The organism is Clostridium sp. 10cd* (assembly GCF_044336395.1).
GTDB classification, from domain to species: Bacteria; Bacillota_I; Bacilli_A; order Erysipelotrichales; family Erysipelotrichaceae; genus Clostridium_AQ; species Clostridium_AQ innocuum.
This window is the reverse complement of the sequence record NZ_CP172347.1, coordinates 4,109,737-4,129,238: the sequence shown is the minus strand read 5'-3', so window position 1 is coordinate 4,129,238 and position 19,502 is coordinate 4,109,737. Positions and strand designations below refer to the sequence as shown.

The 19,502-nt window shown below is 43.1% G+C and carries 16 protein-coding genes; 14 read left to right on the top strand and 2 right to left on the bottom strand.

Annotated elements, in window-relative coordinates; translation table 11 throughout:
• The first annotated feature begins 21 nt into the window (after positions 1 to 21).
• The 4 genes from ACG3M1_RS20655 to ACG3M1_RS20640 all read left to right on the top strand — a co-directional run bounded on the left by ACG3M1_RS20655 (position 22) and on the right by ACG3M1_RS20640 (position 5,455).
• Positions 22 to 207 (top strand): hypothetical protein, encoded by a 186-nt coding sequence (locus ACG3M1_RS20655; RefSeq protein WP_395814557.1) that lies wholly within the window; start codon positions 22 to 24, stop codon positions 205 to 207.
• The gene (secA, locus tag ACG3M1_RS20650) at positions 141 to 2,369 is read left to right on the top strand and encodes a preprotein translocase subunit SecA (protein WP_395815479.1); all 2,229 of its coding nucleotides are present in this window, start codon (positions 141 to 143) and stop codon (positions 2,367 to 2,369) included. Before ACG3M1_RS20655 ends, secA begins: the two co-directional genes overlap by 67 nt.
• 1 nt (position 2,370) lies before the next feature.
• Positions 2,371 to 3,469, top strand: a protein-coding gene (prfB, locus tag ACG3M1_RS20645; RefSeq protein ID WP_181968901.1) for a peptide chain release factor 2 whose coding sequence is annotated in 2 segments (ribosomal slippage) — positions 2,371 to 2,442 and positions 2,444 to 3,469 — 1,098 coding nt in all. Because the reading frame shifts where the segments join, the coding sequence is not laid out codon by codon here.
• A gap of 255 nt (positions 3,470 to 3,724) precedes the next feature.
• Complete coding sequence (locus ACG3M1_RS20640) at positions 3,725 to 5,455, top strand: GH25 family lysozyme (RefSeq protein ID WP_395814554.1); 1,731 nt, start codon at positions 3,725 to 3,727, stop codon at positions 5,453 to 5,455.
• A 158-nt stretch (positions 5,456 to 5,613) separates the two neighbouring features.
• On the opposite strand, the gene ACG3M1_RS20635 is transcribed toward ACG3M1_RS20640, so the two are convergent.
• The gene (locus ACG3M1_RS20635) at positions 5,614 to 6,780 is read right to left on the bottom strand and encodes an iron-containing alcohol dehydrogenase (RefSeq protein ID WP_257334241.1); all 1,167 of its coding nucleotides are present in this window, start codon (positions 6,778 to 6,780) and stop codon (positions 5,614 to 5,616) included.
• An 18-nt stretch (positions 6,781 to 6,798) separates the two neighbouring features.
• Positions 6,799 to 7,566, bottom strand: a complete 768-nt coding sequence (locus ACG3M1_RS20630) for a DeoR/GlpR family DNA-binding transcription regulator (protein WP_002606067.1) — start codon at positions 7,564 to 7,566, stop codon at positions 6,799 to 6,801.
• A gap of 335 nt (positions 7,567 to 7,901) precedes the next feature.
• On the opposite strand from ACG3M1_RS20630, the gene ACG3M1_RS20625 reads away from it, so the two are divergent.
• The 10 genes from ACG3M1_RS20625 to ACG3M1_RS20580 all read left to right on the top strand — a co-directional run bounded on the left by ACG3M1_RS20625 (position 7,902) and on the right by ACG3M1_RS20580 (position 18,982).
• Entirely contained in the window at positions 7,902 to 9,233 is a 1,332-nt protein-coding gene (locus ACG3M1_RS20625; RefSeq protein ID WP_002606066.1) for a Na+/H+ antiporter NhaC family protein, read from the top strand.
• A gap of 23 nt (positions 9,234 to 9,256) precedes the next feature.
• Positions 9,257 to 10,462 (top strand): S-methyl-5-thioribose kinase, encoded by a 1,206-nt coding sequence (gene mtnK / locus ACG3M1_RS20620; RefSeq protein WP_257334243.1) that lies wholly within the window; start codon positions 9,257 to 9,259, stop codon positions 10,460 to 10,462.
• Between the two features lie 190 nt (positions 10,463 to 10,652).
• Positions 10,653 to 11,705, top strand: a complete 1,053-nt coding sequence (locus ACG3M1_RS20615) for a s-methyl-5-thioribose-1-phosphate isomerase (RefSeq protein ID WP_395814551.1) — start codon at positions 10,653 to 10,655, stop codon at positions 11,703 to 11,705.
• A gap of 15 nt (positions 11,706 to 11,720) precedes the next feature.
• Positions 11,721 to 12,533, top strand: coding sequence for an NAD(P)-dependent oxidoreductase (locus tag ACG3M1_RS20610; RefSeq protein ID WP_395814548.1), 813 nt, complete (start codon positions 11,721 to 11,723; stop codon positions 12,531 to 12,533).
• The gene (locus tag ACG3M1_RS20605; RefSeq protein WP_395814545.1) at positions 12,502 to 12,708 is read left to right on the top strand and encodes a hypothetical protein; all 207 of its coding nucleotides are present in this window, start codon (positions 12,502 to 12,504) and stop codon (positions 12,706 to 12,708) included. Before ACG3M1_RS20610 ends, ACG3M1_RS20605 begins: the two co-directional genes overlap by 32 nt.
• Positions 12,705 to 14,141: an FGGY-family carbohydrate kinase gene (locus tag ACG3M1_RS20600; protein WP_054343816.1), complete on the top strand. Its 1,437-nt coding sequence runs from the start codon at positions 12,705 to 12,707 to the stop codon at positions 14,139 to 14,141. The genes ACG3M1_RS20605 and ACG3M1_RS20600 overlap by 4 nt, the downstream gene beginning before the upstream one ends.
• A gap of 15 nt (positions 14,142 to 14,156) precedes the next feature.
• The gene (locus tag ACG3M1_RS20595; RefSeq protein ID WP_008816532.1) at positions 14,157 to 14,831 is read left to right on the top strand and encodes a class II aldolase/adducin family protein; all 675 of its coding nucleotides are present in this window, start codon (positions 14,157 to 14,159) and stop codon (positions 14,829 to 14,831) included.
• A 476-nt stretch (positions 14,832 to 15,307) separates the two neighbouring features.
• Complete coding sequence (locus ACG3M1_RS20590; protein ID WP_009270657.1) at positions 15,308 to 15,823, top strand: hypothetical protein; 516 nt, start codon at positions 15,308 to 15,310, stop codon at positions 15,821 to 15,823.
• A gap of 236 nt (positions 15,824 to 16,059) precedes the next feature.
• Positions 16,060 to 17,532, top strand: coding sequence for a murein hydrolase activator EnvC family protein (locus ACG3M1_RS20585; RefSeq protein ID WP_009270656.1), 1,473 nt, complete (start codon positions 16,060 to 16,062; stop codon positions 17,530 to 17,532).
• A 583-nt stretch (positions 17,533 to 18,115) separates the two neighbouring features.
• The gene (locus ACG3M1_RS20580) at positions 18,116 to 18,982 is read left to right on the top strand and encodes a YitT family protein (protein WP_008816536.1); all 867 of its coding nucleotides are present in this window, start codon (positions 18,116 to 18,118) and stop codon (positions 18,980 to 18,982) included.
• The last annotated feature ends 520 nt before the right edge of the window (positions 18,983 to 19,502 follow it).

The window sequence follows — 19,502 nt, the reverse complement described above, 5'->3', positions numbered from 1 at the left end:
AGAAGGTATGGAGGGTCTTGAATGGCTAATTTTATCGAACGTTTATTAAACGGTGAAAAAAAGACATTGCATAATCTGGAAAAGACTGCAGAACAGGTCATGGCACTGGCAAATGACATGGAAGCGTTAAGTGATGATGCATTGAAGAAAAAACACAGGAGTACAAACATAGATATGAGGAAGGGGAAACCCTTGACAGTCTGCTGATAGAAGCCTTTGCGACATCTCGTGAAGCTGCACGCCGTACGATTGGTGAGTATCCGTACAAGGTTCAGATCATGGGTGCGGTTGCTATGCACCAGGGCGATATTGCAGAGATGAAAACCGGTGAAGGTAAGACTTTGACCTCCACCATGTGCGTTTACCTGAATGCCTTAAGCGGCAAGGGGGTACACGTTGTTACTGTCAACGACTATCTGGCAGGCCGTGATGCGGAATGGATGGGACAGATTTACCGGTTCCTGGGTCTGAGTGTCGGTGTAAACTCCCGCCCGCTGACACCATCTCAGAAGCGTGATGCATTTAACTGTGATATTACATATACCACAAACTCCGAGCTGGGCTTTGATTATCTGCGTGATAATATGGTTACCGATGTGAAGGACCGCGTGCTGCGCGGGTTGCATGTTGCAATCGTCGATGAGGTCGATTCCATTCTGGTCGATGAATCCAGAACGCCGCTGATCATTTCCGGTGGCGCGAAAAAAACAGCAAACCTGTACCTGCAGGCGGATGCATTCGCAAAACGTCTGAAGGGGGATGACTTTGAAATTGATGAAAAAACCCGTCAGATCATGCTGAGTGAAAAGGGTGTAAGTGTCGCAGAGCGTTACTTCAAAATCAAGAATCTGTATGATGTGGATCACACCCAGCTGGTACATCATATAACACAGGCTTTAAAGGCGAACTATATCATGAAAAATGAGGTTGAGTACGTCGTACAGGATGATGAGATCGTCATTGTCGATCAGTTTACCGGGCGTACGATGCCGGGCCGTGCATATTCCGATGGATTGCATCAGGCGATTGAGGCCAAGGAAGGTGTATCCATTAAGGAAGAGACTAGTACCCTTGCAACGATCACCTATCAGAACTTCTTCCGTCTGTATGATAAGCTTGCCGGTATGACCGGTACCGCAAAAACCGAGGAAGAGGAATTCCTGGATATCTATAATATGCGTGTTATTGAAATTCCTACAAACAGACCGGTACAGCGTATCGACTATCCGGATGCGATTTTTGCGAACCCGAGACTGAAGTTTGCGGCTCTGGTGAAAGAGGTTAAGGAACTGTATGAAAAGGGGCAGCCGGTACTGGTTGGAACGATTTCCGTTGAAACCAGTGAGCTGGTGCATGAGCTGCTGCGCAAAGAGCGGATTCCTCACGAAGTGCTGAATGCGAAGAACCATGCGCGGGAAGCAGAAATTATCGCCAAGGCAGGTCGCCCGAAATCCGTAACGATCGCAACCAATATGGCAGGGCGTGGTACCGATATCAAGCTTACCGATGAGTCCAGAGCTCTTGGCGGACTGGTCGTTCTGGGCAGTGAGCGTCATGAGTCCAGACGTATTGACAACCAGCTGCGTGGACGTAGCGGACGTCAGGGGGATCCGGGATATTCCCGTTTCTATGTTTCCTTAAAGGATGAGCTGATGATTCGTTTCGGCGGCGATAAATTTGAAAAGCTGTTTGAATCCATGGGAGATGCACAGATTGAATCCAAGATGGTAACAAAATCGATTTCTCAGGCACAGAAACGTGTCGAGGGCTATAACTATGATGTTCGTAAGCAGCTGCTGGATTATGATGATGTATTGCGTAAGCAGCGTGAAATCATGTATGAGCAGCGTAATTTCGTTCTGGAAAATGAGGATGTTCACGGCATCGTTCGTGATATGATAGACCGCGTCATTGACAGTGTGGTGGATGCGAATGTGGATCATACCCGCCATGATGAAAGCGTGGATTATGCAGGTGTTCTGCAGGGACTGGAGCTGCTCGGACTGGAAGAAAAGGATAATCTGAAGCTGGAGGAAATCCAGGGTAAGGAAAAGAATGATGTAACAACATACTGTGCAGAGAAAATCTTCACACTATACGATGATAAAATCAAGGATATCCGTGATGAATTTAAGCAGTTTGAAAAAACCATCGTACTGCGGAACATGGACCGCAACTGGATTGAGCATATTGATATGATGGATAAGCTGAGAAACGGTATTCACCTGCGCTCTTATGCGCAGAACAATCCTTTACAGGCATATATCCAGGAAGGATATGAAATGTTTGAGGAAATGCAGGCACGTATTGCACGTGAGGTTGTATTCTTTGCTTTAAAGGTACAGGTAGAAAGAAAAGTGGAAAACTAATATGGAACTATACGAAATTAAACAGGGGGTGAACACTCATCAGGCAAAGCTTGCGCAGCTTGGTGAGTCACTTTGACTTAGCTGAAAAAAAACATAAGATTCAGGAGCTGACGAGCATGACGCTGCAGGATGATTTCTGGAATGATCCGCAGCATGCGCAAACACTGATTCGTCAGCTGAACGGTATCAAGGACATCGTGGAAAGCTACGAAAAGCTGAACAGTGCGCTGATAGGTCTGGAAGAAACACATGATCTTTTGAAGGAAGATTATGATGATGAAATTTTCGAGCTGTTTGAAGCAGAGTATTTGGAGATGGAAAAGAACTTTGATGATTTTGAAATCAAGATTCTTCTGTCCCATGAATATGATCATTCCAGTGCAATCCTGGAGCTGCATCCGGGAGCCGGTGGAACAGAATCCTGTGACTGGGCGGATATGCTGTATCGCATGTATTCCCGCTGGGCTGAGAAAAAAGGCTTCAAGGTCAGTATGCTGGATTATCTTCCCGGAGATGAGGCAGGGATCAAATCCGTGACCTTCCTTGTGGAGGGTGATATGGCGTATGGGTATCTGAAGGCGGAAAAGGGCGTTCACCGTCTGGTGCGCATATCGCCGTTTGATTCCGGCGGGAGAAGGCATACATCCTTTGCTTCTCTGGATGTTATGCCGCAGTTTAACAACGAAATCGAAATCGAAATCAAACCGGAGGATCTGATTGTGGAGACCAAGCGTGCCAGTGGAGCCGGCGGTCAGCATATCAACAAAACAGATTCCGCTGTCCGCATGGTGCATAAGCCGACCGGATTGGTGGCCACCTGCCAGAATGGTCGAAGCCAGCATGAAAACCGGGAAGAGGCGCTGCGTGTATTGAAAAGTCGTCTGTATCAGAAAATGATTGAGGAGCAGGAAGCCCGACTGGCGGAAATCAAGGGTGAGCAGAAAGCTAATGAGTGGGGTTCACAAATACGTTCCTATGTATTCCATCCGTATTCCATGGTGAAGGATCATAGGACCAGCTGTGAAACCAGTGATGTGCAGGGGGTTATGGATGGCGATCTGGATGCATTTATCTTCGCATATTTAAAAACACAGATTTGATTATTATGTGTAATGTCAAGGAAAGGGGAGCCTCCCCTTTTTATCATTTAATGTGGAGATTACAGAATATGTAAAAATAAAGGAATTGAGATGTTTGTGTGATTATTACGATTTCCTTAAGAATATATGTGAAGGCTTTAAAATATCGTATTTTTAACACATAGTTAATTAAATAATGTTAGTGATTTATAAAAAAATGTGGAAATTAGCTACAGGGATGTTATACTTATATAGAAAAAGAAAGGGGTACTGAATTTGAGAAAACTTTTAGTCACATTGCTGGCAGCCGGTCTTTGCCTGACAGGTGTCCATGCACAAGAAACAGAGAATACAGATGGTACTGTAACCAATACAGATACAAATGAAATTAAGACAGTTACAGCAGATACATATCAGCCGATTGGTGAGATGGAAGGAGCTGAAAATGCTGCCATGGGAGACGGTACGCCACAGCAGCCGCAAACGCAGTATAGAAGCAGATCAGCAAATGCCCGCTTGATTGCACCTGTCTGGGGAATGAACGGAACAACGAAAACCTTTACATATACAAAGAATGGACAAAGCGTTGTTGTTGAAAATCCAAAGCAGGTAGTTGATGTCTCTGAGCATGATGGTAAAATAAACTGGGAAAAATTGAAAAGTGAGGGAATTGACGGCGCAATTCTTAGAATCGGATGGGGTGTCGGATACACAGATGAATATTTTGATTATAATATAAGCGAATGTAAACGTCTGGGAATTCCTTATGGTTTATATCTATACAGCTATGCATATGATGCTAACTTTGCCTATGCGGAAGCGGATAGTACAATTGAACGTCTGCAGGGATATGATTTAACTGATATGTCTTATCCGATTTATTATGATATAGAGGCGTTCAAGGCATATAATCATGATGGAGCAACACGTGTTCCACCAAAGGATGTTAAGACGTATGAAAGTATTATCAAAACATACGTTGATAAAATGAACAGCGCAGGTTATAGTGGAAAAGTGCACGTTTACAGCTATCGCAGTTATTGTCAGAAGCAGCTAAACTCTGCCTATATTTTAGGACTTACTTCATGGATTGCAGAATATGGAAGCTATCTGGCGTTTGATAATCCGTACTATACGGGAGACAGTGGATGGCAGTATACATCGGAAGCTGATTTTGAAGGAATTACTCCAGAAAATGTGGATGTTAGTATGTTTACAAATACCCTGCTGAGTCTGCAGACACAAAGTCCTGCAAATCTGACAGCTACGGTAGAGGGAACAAATATCAAGCTGACTTGGGATAAGGTTCCTTACAATACGAGATACCGTGTATATTATCAGACAACAGACGATGGTGAATGGAATTATCTGACATCTCAAACCGGGACTTCCTATACCTTTAAAACGGGAACCTCCGGGGCATCCTACCGCTTCGTTGTCAGAACAGCAAACCTTATAAATGGCGAGTATAAATTTAGCCAAGCAAGCTTCAGTAACCGTCTGACTTATCCGCAAAAAAAGGCGCAGGGGTTCTATAATCTGTCCAGAAGAGTCCGTGTATTCTCGTCACCGAATGCTGCAAATTACAATCGCTATGATCCATTCAAGAAAAAATGGATGGGCAGCATGAAAAATTACAATAACAAACCACTGCTTTTAACAAGAAAATATGTGAATGAAGAAGGTACCTCTTACTGGTCTGCCTATTATAATGGGAAATGGATTGGTTATATAAATTCCTACGCATTGAAAAACAGTGTGAAAAAGGATACGTATTTTGGATGGGGAGAAAATAATGCTCGAGTCTTTAATACACCGAATCCACAGAAATACTGGCTTTATAACGCACCAGCAGATAAATGGGTGAAGCGAATGACTGGTTATCGTAATCAGAAATTTACAATCAAACGTTCTCTTGCCAGAGCAGATGGAAGCTTGTATTATTCCTGCTATATCGGAGATAAGTGGATTGGCTATATCAATAGCTGGGGATTCCAGAATCAATAGAGAGTGATAAGGTATTTGCATAGGTATGTATATAATGTACAGGCTGATGCAGATGCCTTTTTTATTGCCCCGCATTTAATCAAGTAAAACATGTTGTGCTTTCAGAACAGTAAAAAGCTTTGCAATCACGGACCTGCATTCGTGATGACAAAGCTTTTTTATAACGCCATCTTCAGTATATCCACAAAAATTTGTTTATTCAACGCCACATAATGTCCAACGCAGTCTTTACCATTATTGGTAGCCCGATTAGCCATCTCCTCAAAATGTGCATCATCGATTCCCATCTCATGCAAGGTGGTTTTCAGATGCAGCGACCGGAAAAATTCCTCCAGCCTGTCCGCAAGGATATAGGCCATATCTTCTTTTGTGTAAACAAATGGATCGACACCAAAAATTCTGCTAGCGAGCTGCGCCAGCTTATCCGGATGATGCGCAGCCATGTAGCGGGCCCATGCGATGGTTACAACAGCCATACCTTCTCCATGCGTAATCCCATACTGTGCACTCAGCTCATGTTCAATACGGTGCGCTCCCCAGTCGCTCTCTCTGCCGATATCCAGCAAATTATTGTGCGCGATAAAGGCGAGGCACTGTACCTCAGAACGCACATGAATGTCATCCGGCTTCTTCATCAAACGGCGGGCATTCACCATGAGTGCCTGCATTGTACCCTCCAGCATATAATCTGTCGTATCAACATGCTCCGTATTGGTGAAATAGCGCTCCAGCATATGAGAGAGAATATCTGCAATTCCCGCCGATGTCTGATAGGCCGGAAGCGTTCTGGTATACTCCGGATTCATGATTGCGAATTTCGGGATGATGCAATCGTACTCAATGCCGCATTTGTGCAGCCCATTGGAAATGATGGAACAATTGGAGCACTCGGAGCCGCTCGCAGGTATGGTGGTGATAACACCAACCGGTACAGCCGTTTCAGGAACAGCAGCATATTCGAAGAAGTCCCATACATCATGCTCATAGGGTATTCCTGCTGCCACTGCCTTTGCTGTATCGATCGAGCTGCCTCCACCCACGGCAAGTACGAAATCAATCTTTTTTTCCTTTCCCAGTGTGATCAGCTCACGTACAAGCTCGATTTTCGGATTCGGAACAACACCGCCCTCTTCATAGAAGGCGATGCCGCTTTGAACACAAGCCTTACGAACAGCATCCCAGATTCCTAGCTCTTTGATAAAATCTCCGCTGTAAACCAGCAAAAGATTTGAAACATGAAATTCCCTGAACAGATCAGGAAGCTGATCCAGTGCATGATCGCCAAACAGAATCCGTACAGGGTTGTGATACGTAAAATTTCTCATGATGTCCTCCTATCGTATTTACGAATAAATAATTTCGATAGATGACTTTCTGCAATACTCCTCCCATGTCTCACTGAGCGGCTGATCCGTTATCAACAGGTCAACTCCGGCAAGGTCATAAAACAGGACGTCCGATATGGAATCAAACTTTGTATGATCGACAATCAGGACTTTATAGTGGGAATTTTCCAGCATATGCTTGCGCACCTCTGCCTCATTCAGGTTGTTGTCAGAGAGTCCATGCTGCAGATGCAGTGCCGGACAGGAGATAAAGGTGATATCCGCAAAATTCTGCTTCAGCGTATCTGTCGTCCGATACCCAGTAAAGGATGCAGTTGCCCGATGAAGCTGTCCACCCAGACAAATCAGATTCACATTGGATGACTGGGAATTAAACAGAGAACTGATACGCAGCGAATTGGTGATCAATGTAATACATTTTCCGGATGAGATGATTGCCTCCGCAAGCTTCAGACATGTCGTGCTGGAATCCAGCATAATGACAGAATGATCCTTGATGATATCCACCGCCTTGTCCGCCATCTGTTCCTTTTCGCTGGCGAAGAATGATTCACGTAATTCAATTGGCACACCCTTGTCGTATTTATCCGGCAGATAGGCACCACCATGAATTTTGTTGAGCTTTCCGGCCGCTTCCATTTCCTTGATATCCCGGCGTATTGTCTCTTCTGAGCAATCCAGTACCTTGCTGAGCTCGGAAACAAGTACACTGCCCTTTTCGTGCAGCTCCTTTTCAATAAACAACTGCCGTTCTAGCTTTAACATACGTCTTCCCTCTTTCTTATCGTAATATTTCTATGAATATTATATAAGTTTATTTGGAAATGGTCAATCATCCTCCTTCAAAATCCCATATAATCAAACAGAAAGTCACATCGACATCTATAATATAACAATATCCAACATGAAAAGCAAGGGTAAACACAAATAAAACAACAAAAAGTAACACAAAACTGTTGACATGTGACTGAATATGTTGTATTTTCGTTGTAGGGGGTTTCATTTCGGTCAGAAAACAATATTTGAGAAGGGAGGGAAGCACAGGACAGCTGCCGAGGGTGAAGCTACTTAAAGAATCATGTGATACTTGAGGAGGTACTATGAAAAATGAAAAGAAAGGCAGTTTTCTTGGATTGCTGCCGCTGATTGTATTCCTTGTTGCGTACATGGGTACGGGACTTGGAACAGGAAGCTTTGACAACATGCCGCTGATGACGGGAATCGCCATCGCATCCGGAGTCGCATTACTGTTAAACAAAAGAGATAAGAAAACACCATTCGAGGAAAAAATTGCATTGTACTGTAAAGGAGGAGGAGAAGAAACTCTGATTCTGATGGTTCTGATTTTCCTGCTTGCCGGTGCTTTTGGCGGAGTCGCAAAGGGAATGGGAGCCGTTGACTCTATCGTAAACATGGGACTTACCATTCTGCCCGGAAATCTGATTCTGCCCGGAATCTTCCTGATTGGATGTCTGTTGAGCTTCTCCATGGGAACATCCATGGGAACCGTTGCCGCACTCATGCCGATTGCAGTTGATATATCCAATAAAACGGGCATCAATGTCTGTCTGTTAGCCGGAGCTGTTGTCGGCGGTGCAATGTTTGGAGATAATCTTTCCTTTATTTCCGATACGACCATTGCCGCAACACGAACGCAGGAGGTATCCATGAAGGATAAATTCAAAGCGAATATACTGATGGTTCTGCCTGCTGTTGTCATCAATGTGATTCTGCTCGCTATCCAGTCTGGAGGCGATGTGAGTCTTGGAAATATCGGTTCCTTCAGCTTTGTGAATATCATACCGTATATTTTGGTCATCGCCTTGTCCCTGGTCGGCTTGAATGTTGTGGTCGTGATGATCATCGGTATTTTATCCGGAGTGGTCATCGGATGCTTCAATGGCGGGTTTACCCTGATACAGTCGCTTACGATTATTCATGACGGTGCAATCGGTATGGAGGATATGGCTTTGATCGCCGTTATGGTCGGCGGTATGGTAGAGCTGATGAAGCACTTTGGCGGTATGGATTTCCTGATGAATCAGCTGACAAAAGGGGCAAAATCATCCAGAGGCGGCGAGCTGTCCATTGCGGCTCTGGTAAGTCTTCTGGACATTGCGACTACCAACAATACAATATCGATTATCGCAGCCGGTCCGATTGCCAGAGATATTGCGGATAATTTCCATATTTCAAGATCGCGTGTCGCAAGTATCCTGGATCTGTTTTCCTCCGCATTTAATGGTCTGTTGCCATATGCCGGACAGCTGCTGGTAGCCGGAGGTCTGGCGAATGTATCGCCAACCGCTATCATGGGCTATAACTGGTATTCCATGCTGATGATTGTCTTCGGAATCGTCTTTATCATCATCGGATTTCCGAAATTCAAGGATATCAGAACGAAAAAAGAACAGGTTGAAAAGGAAGCATAGAAGAATATAAGGTGGAAATGTATATGAATAACTATGAGCATCACATGTTGCTGGATGTGGAGGAAGTAAAATGCTATGTCACCTCCAAGCTGCAATACTTTCAAAAGGATGAAGTTCTGCAGGCAGAGGAAATCGGTGATGGAAACATCAATTATGTTTTCCGTGTATGGAATCCGGATAGTGGAAAATCCATCATCATAAAGCAGGCAGATAAATTTCTGCGCTCTTCCGGAAGAGCGCTGGATGTATATCGTAATAAGATTGAAGCGGAAATTCTCAAACTGGAGGGTATGCTGGCAGAGGGCTTTGTTCCAAAGGTTTATGCCTATGATGAAACAATGTGCGTGCTGGCAATGGAGGATATTTCGGCCTATAAAAATATGAGGAAAGAGCTGATGGAAGGTCGATTCTTTCCCCACTTTGCAGAAAATATCGCAGAATTTCTGGCAAGGACACTTCTGCCTACAACAGATTTGGTGCTGGATCGGGCAGTGAAGAAAGATAATGTCAGGATCTTCCTGAATAAGGAGCTGTGTGATATTACAGAAGATCTTGTGCTTACAGAGCCATATGATAATTACAAGAATCGTAATATCGTATTACCGGAAAATGAGGAGTTTGTGAAAGAGTTTCTATATGAGAATGAGCAGCTGAAAGCCGATGTTGCCCAGCTTAGAGATAGCTTTATGAACCATGCGCAGGCACTGGTGCATGGAGATCTGCATTCCGGCTCCATCTTCATCAATGAGCAGGGAATAAAAATTATCGATCCAGAATTTGCGTTTTACGGACCAATGGGATATGACATCGGAAATGTGATTGGCAATCTCTTCTTCGCCTGGGCAAGAATACAGTTTATAGAACCCCGGCATACAGAATTTCTCACCTGGTGTTCACATACGGTGGCAGATACGATTGATCTGACCATGGAAAAGCTGTCAAAGGTTTATGAACAATGCGTGGAATGTCCGCTGTATCGTACCAAGGAATTTAAGCAGCACTATCTCAGAGATGTAATGAGTGATTCCCTTGGCTATGCAGGGACGGAAATTATTCGCAGGGTTGTGGGGGATTCCAAGGTTATGGAGGTCACCTCAATCAAAGAGACAGACAAGCGTGTAGCCTTTGAGCGTGCATTGCTGAAAATGGGAATCTGGCTGATACGGAATCGAAAGGTGATTCATGAGGGAAAGGAAGTAAGTGAACAATTTAACATGATTTGTTCGTAGGGCTGATGAACCTTGAGGGATTGTGTGTAGTGCTTTGGCATAAACACTAGAACAGCACATACACACGCTCTCTGCATGTAGGCATGGTACTTGCTTTATGAAGTAAGGGGCTTTGTGCGGTACGCTGATGAAATTGGTACATGCTATGCGCTATAAAGGGTTAATTATAATAAGGAAGGAAGCTGATACAATGGAAAGACAGGACAAGGGGCTTGCATATCTGCTGCAATATGAGCATGTGGCATGGTTTGAAAACGGTATGGTCCGTATACTGGATCGGAGAATTTATCCGAGTGTTATCCGCTACGTGGAATGTAAGGATTATCGGGAGGTTGTTCAGGCGATACGGGACATGGTGACGCAAAGTGCCGGACCGTATACTGCAGCCGGTATGGGAATGGCCCTGGCAGCATGGCAGATACGAAATGCAGACCAGAAGGAGCAGAAGGAATTTCTGAAGACTGCAGCTGAGGATATCGCTACAGCCAGAATTACGACTGCAAACCGCTACCGTGTCATAACAAGCGGATGCCTGCAGGCAGCCTATGCGGCAATCGATCGGGGCGAGAATGCGGTAGAGGCGATCATACAAAGAACACTGGAATCATTAAATCGCAGATATGCGACAATGGAAAAGGTAGCGGAATATCTGGTTGATCAGATACCGGAGAAAGGGCGTGTACTGACACAGTGCTTTGGAGAAACGATTGTAGGCATGATGTGTCGTGTTGCACAGCGTAGAAACAGACAGGTGGAGTTTTATCATGCGGAAACAAGACCCTACCTGCAGGGTGCGCGGCTGACCTCCAGTGTATGTCATGAAATGGGCTTATCCTCAACGGTGATTACTGATAATATGGTTGCCTATGCAATGGAAAACAAGGGGATATCACTATTTACCTCTGCCGCAGATACAATCGCCGGGGATGGACATATCGCAAATAAGGTCGGAACCATGCAGATTGCAATTCTGGCAAAATACTTCCATATTCCGTATTTTGTGACAGGTATACCGGATGCAGATAAGCGCAGTAAGGCGGATATCATTATCGAGGAACGCGATCCGCAGCAGGTACTCTGCTATCGCGGTATCAACAATACCCTGCCCGGTGTTCAGGCGATTTATCCATCCTTTGATATTACTCCACCCTATCTGATTGATGGTGTCATAACAGATAAGGGGGTATATAGTGCATATGATGTCGCAGCTTATTTTGAGGAAGATGTATCACAGTTTTATTGATAAGGAGGTCGGTTTATGAAGGTTTACGTACGTGCTCCCATGTCTGAAATCAGACTGCGGGAGCTGCAGGAGCTGTTTGAAGAGGTCGTATATGATCCATGGAATAAAACAGGAGAGCGCTTTTATGAAAAAGAGATGCTGGAGGCGCTGAAAACGGTGCAGCCGGATATTCTGATTACAGAGCTGGATCGCATCACGGAAGCTGTAGTATCCAACTATAAAGGATTAAAGGTAATTGGTGACTGCCGTGCAAATCCAGCAAATATTGATATAGAGGCATGCAGTGCTCATGGAATACCGGTTTTGTGTACTCCGGCCCGGAATGCGACGGCTGTAGCGGAAATGCTAGTGGGAATGCTGATTGCCTATATGCGCAAGCTGCTTCCTGCAACTGCATGGGTCAGGGACGGACAATGGATAGAAGGAACAACACCGTATTATACATGGATGGGAAATGAGCTGCATGGCAAGCATGTCGGCTTCGTCGGTTTTGGTGCCGTGGGAAAAGCGGCTGCACACCTGCTGGACGCATTCGGGTGCAGCATCAGCTATTACGATCCGTATGTCAGTGATACGCCATATACAAAATGTGAGCTGCAGGAGCTGTTTGCCGCATGTGATATCGTTTCCATTCATCTGCCGGTGCTTCCTGCTACAGAGAAGCTGATTTCAAGAGATTTGCTGTATACAATGAAACCGGATGCTGTTTTTGTGAATACCGCAAGAAGTGCTGTCGTAGATATGGAAGCATTGCAGGATATGGCAAGAGAGAAACGCATTATGGATTCTTCTGGATGTGCTGAACAGCGAGCCGCCATTACCGGATGACTTGAAAATCATAGAAAATGACAATGTCCTTTTAACACCGCATATCTGTGGAGCCACCTATGAAGTTACAGACCATCAGTCGGATATCATCACAGAGCGCTTAAAGGCCTGGAAAAAGCAGGAGCAGCTGGAGCGTATCGTATACAATTATCACTCCCTGAAGATGCCGTTATGAAGCATTATATGATCGTGGATATAGGAACCGGTAATTCAAGAGTTGCTCTGGTTCGTGAGGATGGCGCATTGATTTGCGTGAAAACCTTTGAAAATATCTATTATATTGATGAGGCATATGAGGATGCGCAGTATTTTGATCCTTCGTTTTGGAAGCGCAACATCTTAGGACTTTGTCGGGAAATCATTCATATGTATCCAAATATCACGATCGATGCCATATCCTCCTCCGGTGCCAGAGAAAGTATTGTCCTCATCAACCGGAAACAGGAAGACTTCTATGGACTTCCCAATATTGATAACCGGGGAAGAGCGTGGATGGCAGAGATACAGAAGGATGGGATCTATGAGAAAACGGGGCGCTGGGTTACGGAGGATTTTCCTGCTGCTAAGCTTATGGGCCTATCAAAGCGCAGAAAAGAAATTTTCGATCAGGTACAAACCTTTACAAGCCTGAGCGAATGGATTGGCTATGTTTTATGTGGAAAGCTCGCCATCGAGCCTTCGCAGGCTTGTGAAACACAGCTGTATGATATCGGTACGCAGCAATGGAGCGAAGAGCTGATCAAGCGGTTCAAGCTGGAGCAGCTTACGATGCCGCCCCTGCTGCATGCCGGCTCTCTTCTGGGGCTTGTCAAGGAGGATATGAAGGAGCAGCTTAAAATCGCCTATGACATTCCCTTTCTTGTAGGTGGGGCAGATACGCAGGTGGCAGTGCTGGGAGCCGGTATGCAGGAAGGGGATATTGCTGTTGTATCAGGAACAACGTCTCCGGTGGTGACGCTGAGAACAGAACGATACTGTGATCCGCAGGAGCGCTGCTGGACGGATTCCTGGTTAAAGGGAAGCATGTATCAGATGGAAACAAATCCTGGTGTAACAGGATTGAACTATCAGCGCATACGAAATCTGCTCTTTGACGGTGTGAGCTATGAGGATCTGGAGGCAGCTTTGAAGGAAGTAACCAGCATAAAATGCACCGCATCCTTTTCCTCTCTGGATTTTGAACACGCCTGCGGCTATAAAAACGGCGGCTTCTTCATGCGCCCGCCATTCCGCGCCGATTTGCATCGAATAGATTTAGCATGGGCGCTGGTGGGAGATATCGCCTGCTCTATTTCTTATCAGTATCGACAGCTGCTGCAGATGCTGCCGATACAGCATGATAAGATTCTGGGCTGCGGTGGCGGTTTTCAATCGGATATGCTGTGTCAGCATCTCAGCGATCTGACGCAGAAGGCTCTGGTACTGCCGGATCATTTCCATCAGGCATCTATTATGGGCTGTGTAGCTGTATGCAATTCTTATTGGAATATTCATACAGACACAAATGAGCGATCATACAAAATCTATAAACCGCAAAAGGGATCGCTCATACAGGAGTATTATGAAATATGGAAAACAAATCGAGATAGAGTGAATACGACGGTATAAGGAGGAAAACGAAGTATGTTAATGGAAAAAGAACGACAGGAAATTGTAGATTACGGGAAGAAAATGAGCTCTGCCGGTTTGTCGAAAGGAACATCAGGCAATATCAGCGCCTATGATCCTGTGTGTGGTTATATGGCGATTTCACCATCCGGATTGGATTATTTTGAAACCGCTGCCGAGGATATTGTCATACTGGATTTGAATGGAAACCTTATAGAGGGAAGCCGGAAGCCATCCAGTGAGCATGCACTGCATGCGACAATTTATAAGCTTCATCCGGATGCGCGAGGTGTGGTGCATGCACATTCTACCTACTGCACAACCTTTGCATGTTTGAAGCAGCCGATTGAAGCCGTACATTATCTGCTTGCTGGAGCGCAAACATCTTGTGTACCCTGTGCTGATTATGCAACCTACGGCACGGAGGCGCTGGCGGAAAAGGTGAGTGAAGCAACGGGGGAAGGACTGGCGATGCTGCTGGCAAATCATGGTATGGTGGCCTGTGGCCCCTCTTTATCAAAAGCCTTCAACGTTGCGGAAAACGTGGAATGGGTTGCGGAAATTCAATGGCGTACCATGTGTGTTGGAAAACCGGCGGTCCTGAGTAAAGAGGAAATTGATGTCGTGATCGAAAGCTTCAAGACATATGGGCAGGTAGAAGAAGGAGCGACAGGCAAGGGCGGATACTGATAAAAACAAGATTATCTGCTTTCCATCATCAGGAAGCACTGTATTAAAAGCTGAATTTCAGAGGTATGAATCACTACTTTTGAATTCCAGCTTTTTTTGTTATATGTTATGTGAATCGCATAACTTGGTTCAGTCTGTGGCAAAAGGAACCTAATGTATTCGATAATGCAATAATGTTCATAAGCTGTGCAGCTATGTCCTTCTAATCTCTTTTGAAAATCACATAGCCTTTAACTTGCTGTAAATAGTAACAACATTTTTCTTAATGATACAAACGATTAGTATATGGTAGAGTAATTATACAAAAATATTAAAAACTATGTGCAAAGTAAAAAGATAAGCGTTATCAAATAATAAGAAGAACACTTAATTATTGTTATACACCACTTGAATATATTTAGTTCAAAACTATTCTGCTTGTAATTAACCATAAATTGTAATATAATATAGTTAACCATTTATAGGAGGAAGAAATAATGAAAAAAATTGGTAAAATGGTTTTAATGATGATGCTTGCAATGCCTATGTTAGGAATCAATGTGACAGCAGCGACTACTGAAAATCCAGATGGTAGAGCGGTAATGAATCCTTGCGATGACATACTTCAACCTGGTGAGTATGCACAGTTTTCACCGCGAAATAGTGGAATGACTTCATACAGAGTCGATAAAGTAGATGCAGCAAAGGATTTGATTTATAATAATAAATTGAAAGCTTGGTTACCTGCTTGGTCTTTGACTGAGGTGTATCAAAATTCTGTTGGCGGTACTGGCAGTTTAGATCAAATACTACGTGTTGGAGAGTATTTTCATCCAGATGGCAAGTTTGCGCAAATTCATAACTTAGGATTTTATGTATATGCAAATAATGCATCAGCGAATACTGTGAAATTAAAGTTCAAGGATAAATGGGGAAAAGATGTGTATGTTTGGGTAAATGCTGGACCTCTGTATGAACATAATCCAAATAATAAAAATGGTAGTTGTAATTAATGATTAAGAACTTTTAAAATAGCATTGAAAAATGCTGCATTATAATGACGGTTCTTACTCAAATGCGGGCAAATTCAAATAAAGGAGAATTCAATACTATTGTAATTTATCAATAGTATTTGAATTCTCCCTTTTGCAAACACCCTAAAATAAGAAAGAACCACAATGATGTACGTATTTTTCAGTTAGTAATATAAAATTACTATGATTATACGAAAGGGAATGGTTAAACAGCTATGCTACATAAACAAAAAGGCTTTATTTTAGCATTGTTCGCTGCAGGTATCCTATTTATCAGTAATCACGATTTCATGTATGCAGAAAACTTTGAAGGTAAAGAAGATGAAATGAATGCAAAATGTGAAGTGATCAAAAATTCTGAAACACAAGGATTATGCAGACAGTATAAACAATATTTACAGAACAAATCGAATAACCTAGATAATGAAATCAAAGAAATAAAAAATCAGATTAGCAAAGTGAAAGGGAATATTGATAAAATTGCTCCTCTCATTAAAGAGAATAATGAAAAAATAGAGCAGTATGATAAACAGATACATAAAGTTCAGTTGAATATTGAAACTATGCAAAATTCCATTGAGGATATGAATGCTAAAATCAGTGAGAAGGAAAACGATATCAAAGAACGTGATCAACAGATGCGCGAACGTCTGATTGAAATGCAGGCTTACACCGGAAGCAATTACTATATCGATTTCCTTATGGGATCATCAAGTTTTGTTGATCTTTTGCGTCGCACGGAAATCGTTGGTGAATTAAACACGTATGAAAACGAACAAATCAGTATACTGAACAAGGAAAAGCAAAAACTCAACGAGGATCGCGCCATTGTGAAAGAGCAAAAAGAGCTTCTAATTGAGCAGCAAAACAATATAAAGGATGATAAGTTGCGGGTTGAAACACTGAACAATGTGAAGCAGGAACTTTTGAACGGTTATCATAAGCAAGAGTCAAAGCTGAGTGCGCAGAAGCGTCAGATCCAAATGGCCCAGACATCACTTCCTAAAATTGACCTGGCAATAGCAGAAGAATTTGATAAGCCGAAAAAGCCGGATACTGCTAAGCCTGACAACAATACCAATAATGATATTAAAAAACCAGATACGCAGACACCTCAGGAACCAGTGGTTCCGAATCAACCGAATGATACTTCAAATAACGATTCTTTTCTGGTACCTCTATCCTATGGATGGCATTATGAATCTGGAACATGGCATTATCCTGGCGGAGGTGGTCATATGGGGATGGACTTCTCTACAGGAGGTACAATAAATATCCCTGTACAGGCTCCTGCAGCTGGAGTCATCCTTCATACATATTCAGGCTGTGGAAATGGTTACAGTAACTGCGGTATTCCAATTGGCGGTGGAAATAATGTATTGCTGCTTACAAAAAAAGGAAATACCATCTACGCAATGCCATTTTATCATATGACTTCTATTGCAGTTACGCCAGGACAGAAGGTATCACAGGGGCAGGTGCTTGGATATTCAGGAGACTCCGGATGGAGTTTGGGGAATCATTGCCATGTGGAAATCATTCGTGTTGGAAATATGAGTATGTCTGAGGCATTGCATATTTATAACAGTAGTAATGACCTTACATTTGGAACAGGGTGGAATGCAGAGGTACCGAACGCCTGCGGCAGCGCACCATGCAGAGAGCGTCCAGAAAACTACTGGCTCTGATTTAAATATAATGGGAAGTAGAAATCAACAAAGATTGAGAATTTTTTGTTATGATTCATAAAATAGACAAACTCCAAAGGATCACAGATTGTGATAAGACAGATTAGAATGCCGCAGAAAGGAAAAGCTGATTGAAGTAATCAGATAAAATGATGCTAGACTTCTGAAGGTTATTGAAGCAAAAAGCAGAGAACGTTAAAAGAGACATGGATATTTTGATGATGAGCTATCCAGCATTTTGTAAGTTTTCACCTTTTATACTATATGCAACATAAAAAATTTGAACTTTATGAAACAGCTACACATATAAGGGTCTATTATGTAGGTGTTTTCTATATTTTAATACTACTTACAGCATATAGTACAGGATTAAATTCGTGGTTTTTCATTACATCAAGGTACAGAAAAGCTCTACAACGTCTGATTGATATTATCCATTGTATTTCAGTACACCTGTTCTGTTTTTAATTGTCCTGATGTTAAGCTGAAAGATCGATATTCAGAGTAATTCCTGTTATAAATGTCTTGGATTACATATCTTCCTGTGTTATAATTGCGGGCAGCAGGAATCGAGGTGCAGCATATGCAGAATCATAATAAAAAGGATCAAATCATAGAAATTATCAGTATCGTCATGGGAAATCTGATTATTGCAGCAGGCGTTACATTCTTTATTCTCCCTCTGGATATTCTTTCCGGAGGGGTGGCAGGAATAGCGGTTGCTCTGCAGCCGATTTTCAACCTGTCTCCACGTCTTGTTATTAACGGTCTAACAATCGGTTTATATCTGCTAGGAGCAGCGTTGCTGGGAAAACGCTTTGCATTGAAAACCGTCGTTTCCACGATTGTCTATCCTCTTTTTATCTCCGTATTGGGCATGCTGTGGTCGGATGTTCAGGTGACGAGCAATCCATTACTAGCATCTATCTATGCAGGTGTATGCACCGGTATCGGTATTGGACTGGTTTATCGTGTAGGTGGCAGTACGGGAGGAATGGATATCCCACCGCTGATAATTAACAAATACACGAAAATCGCTTTGCCTACGCTGGTTATGTGTATAGACGGTGCGACTGTTCTTTTAGGAGCAAGTGTTTATGGAGTGGAGGCTGCCATGATTGGACTGGTATCCGTTTGGGTATGCGGACAGTTGATTGACAAGGTGATTACCATGGGTTCTCATGAAGCGAAGAATGTTATGATTATCTCTGATAAATTTGAAGAGATGATGCAGGTAATCTATCAGAATATCAACCGCGGTGCCACAATTCTGCATGCTGAGGGTGGCTATACGAGAACAAGCAAGCCGGTGATTATGATGGTGGTGGTCAAGAAGCAGTTTTCTGAATTAAATCATATTATAACTGAGGTCGACCCGGAAGCATTTGTTATCGTCAGTGATGTTAATGAGGTACAGGGAGAGGGCTTTACATATCAGGAACAGCTGTAATGTATCCGTAAAGAGCACGCCAGTATTCTGGTTTTTGCTCTTATTTAATTTTTGTACCCTGTAAAACATGGCAGAGGTAGGTAGGGCTTTTAAATATTTAAGTGTGTATTGTTTGCGCTGATGTGTATATGGCGGCTAATTAAGGAAAGCTTTGTGTCTGTACTTTCATGAACTGAAAACGTCAGGGGTATAAGGTATAGAACTTGTGAAATTGCTTCAAGTATATGCTTGGCATTTGAATATACCGCTTATAGGCAGTGTATAACCCTAATAGGAAAGGACTGTCCAACAAGAACAGGGCTAATGATAAGGTTTGAATTACATTAAATATGAAAGCAAGAGTGTTCATATTTTTTCAGCTTGGTTAATCGTTGATCTTTGTACCATAATAGAACATCAGTATGCTTATCTGACAGAGAATACTGCAGAGGCTGTATATTAATGTTTTTAATCCCATTCGGTTTTCAAAAAATGCTATATGGCTGACAGGTAATGTTTTCTATCTATCATAACTTTTGTG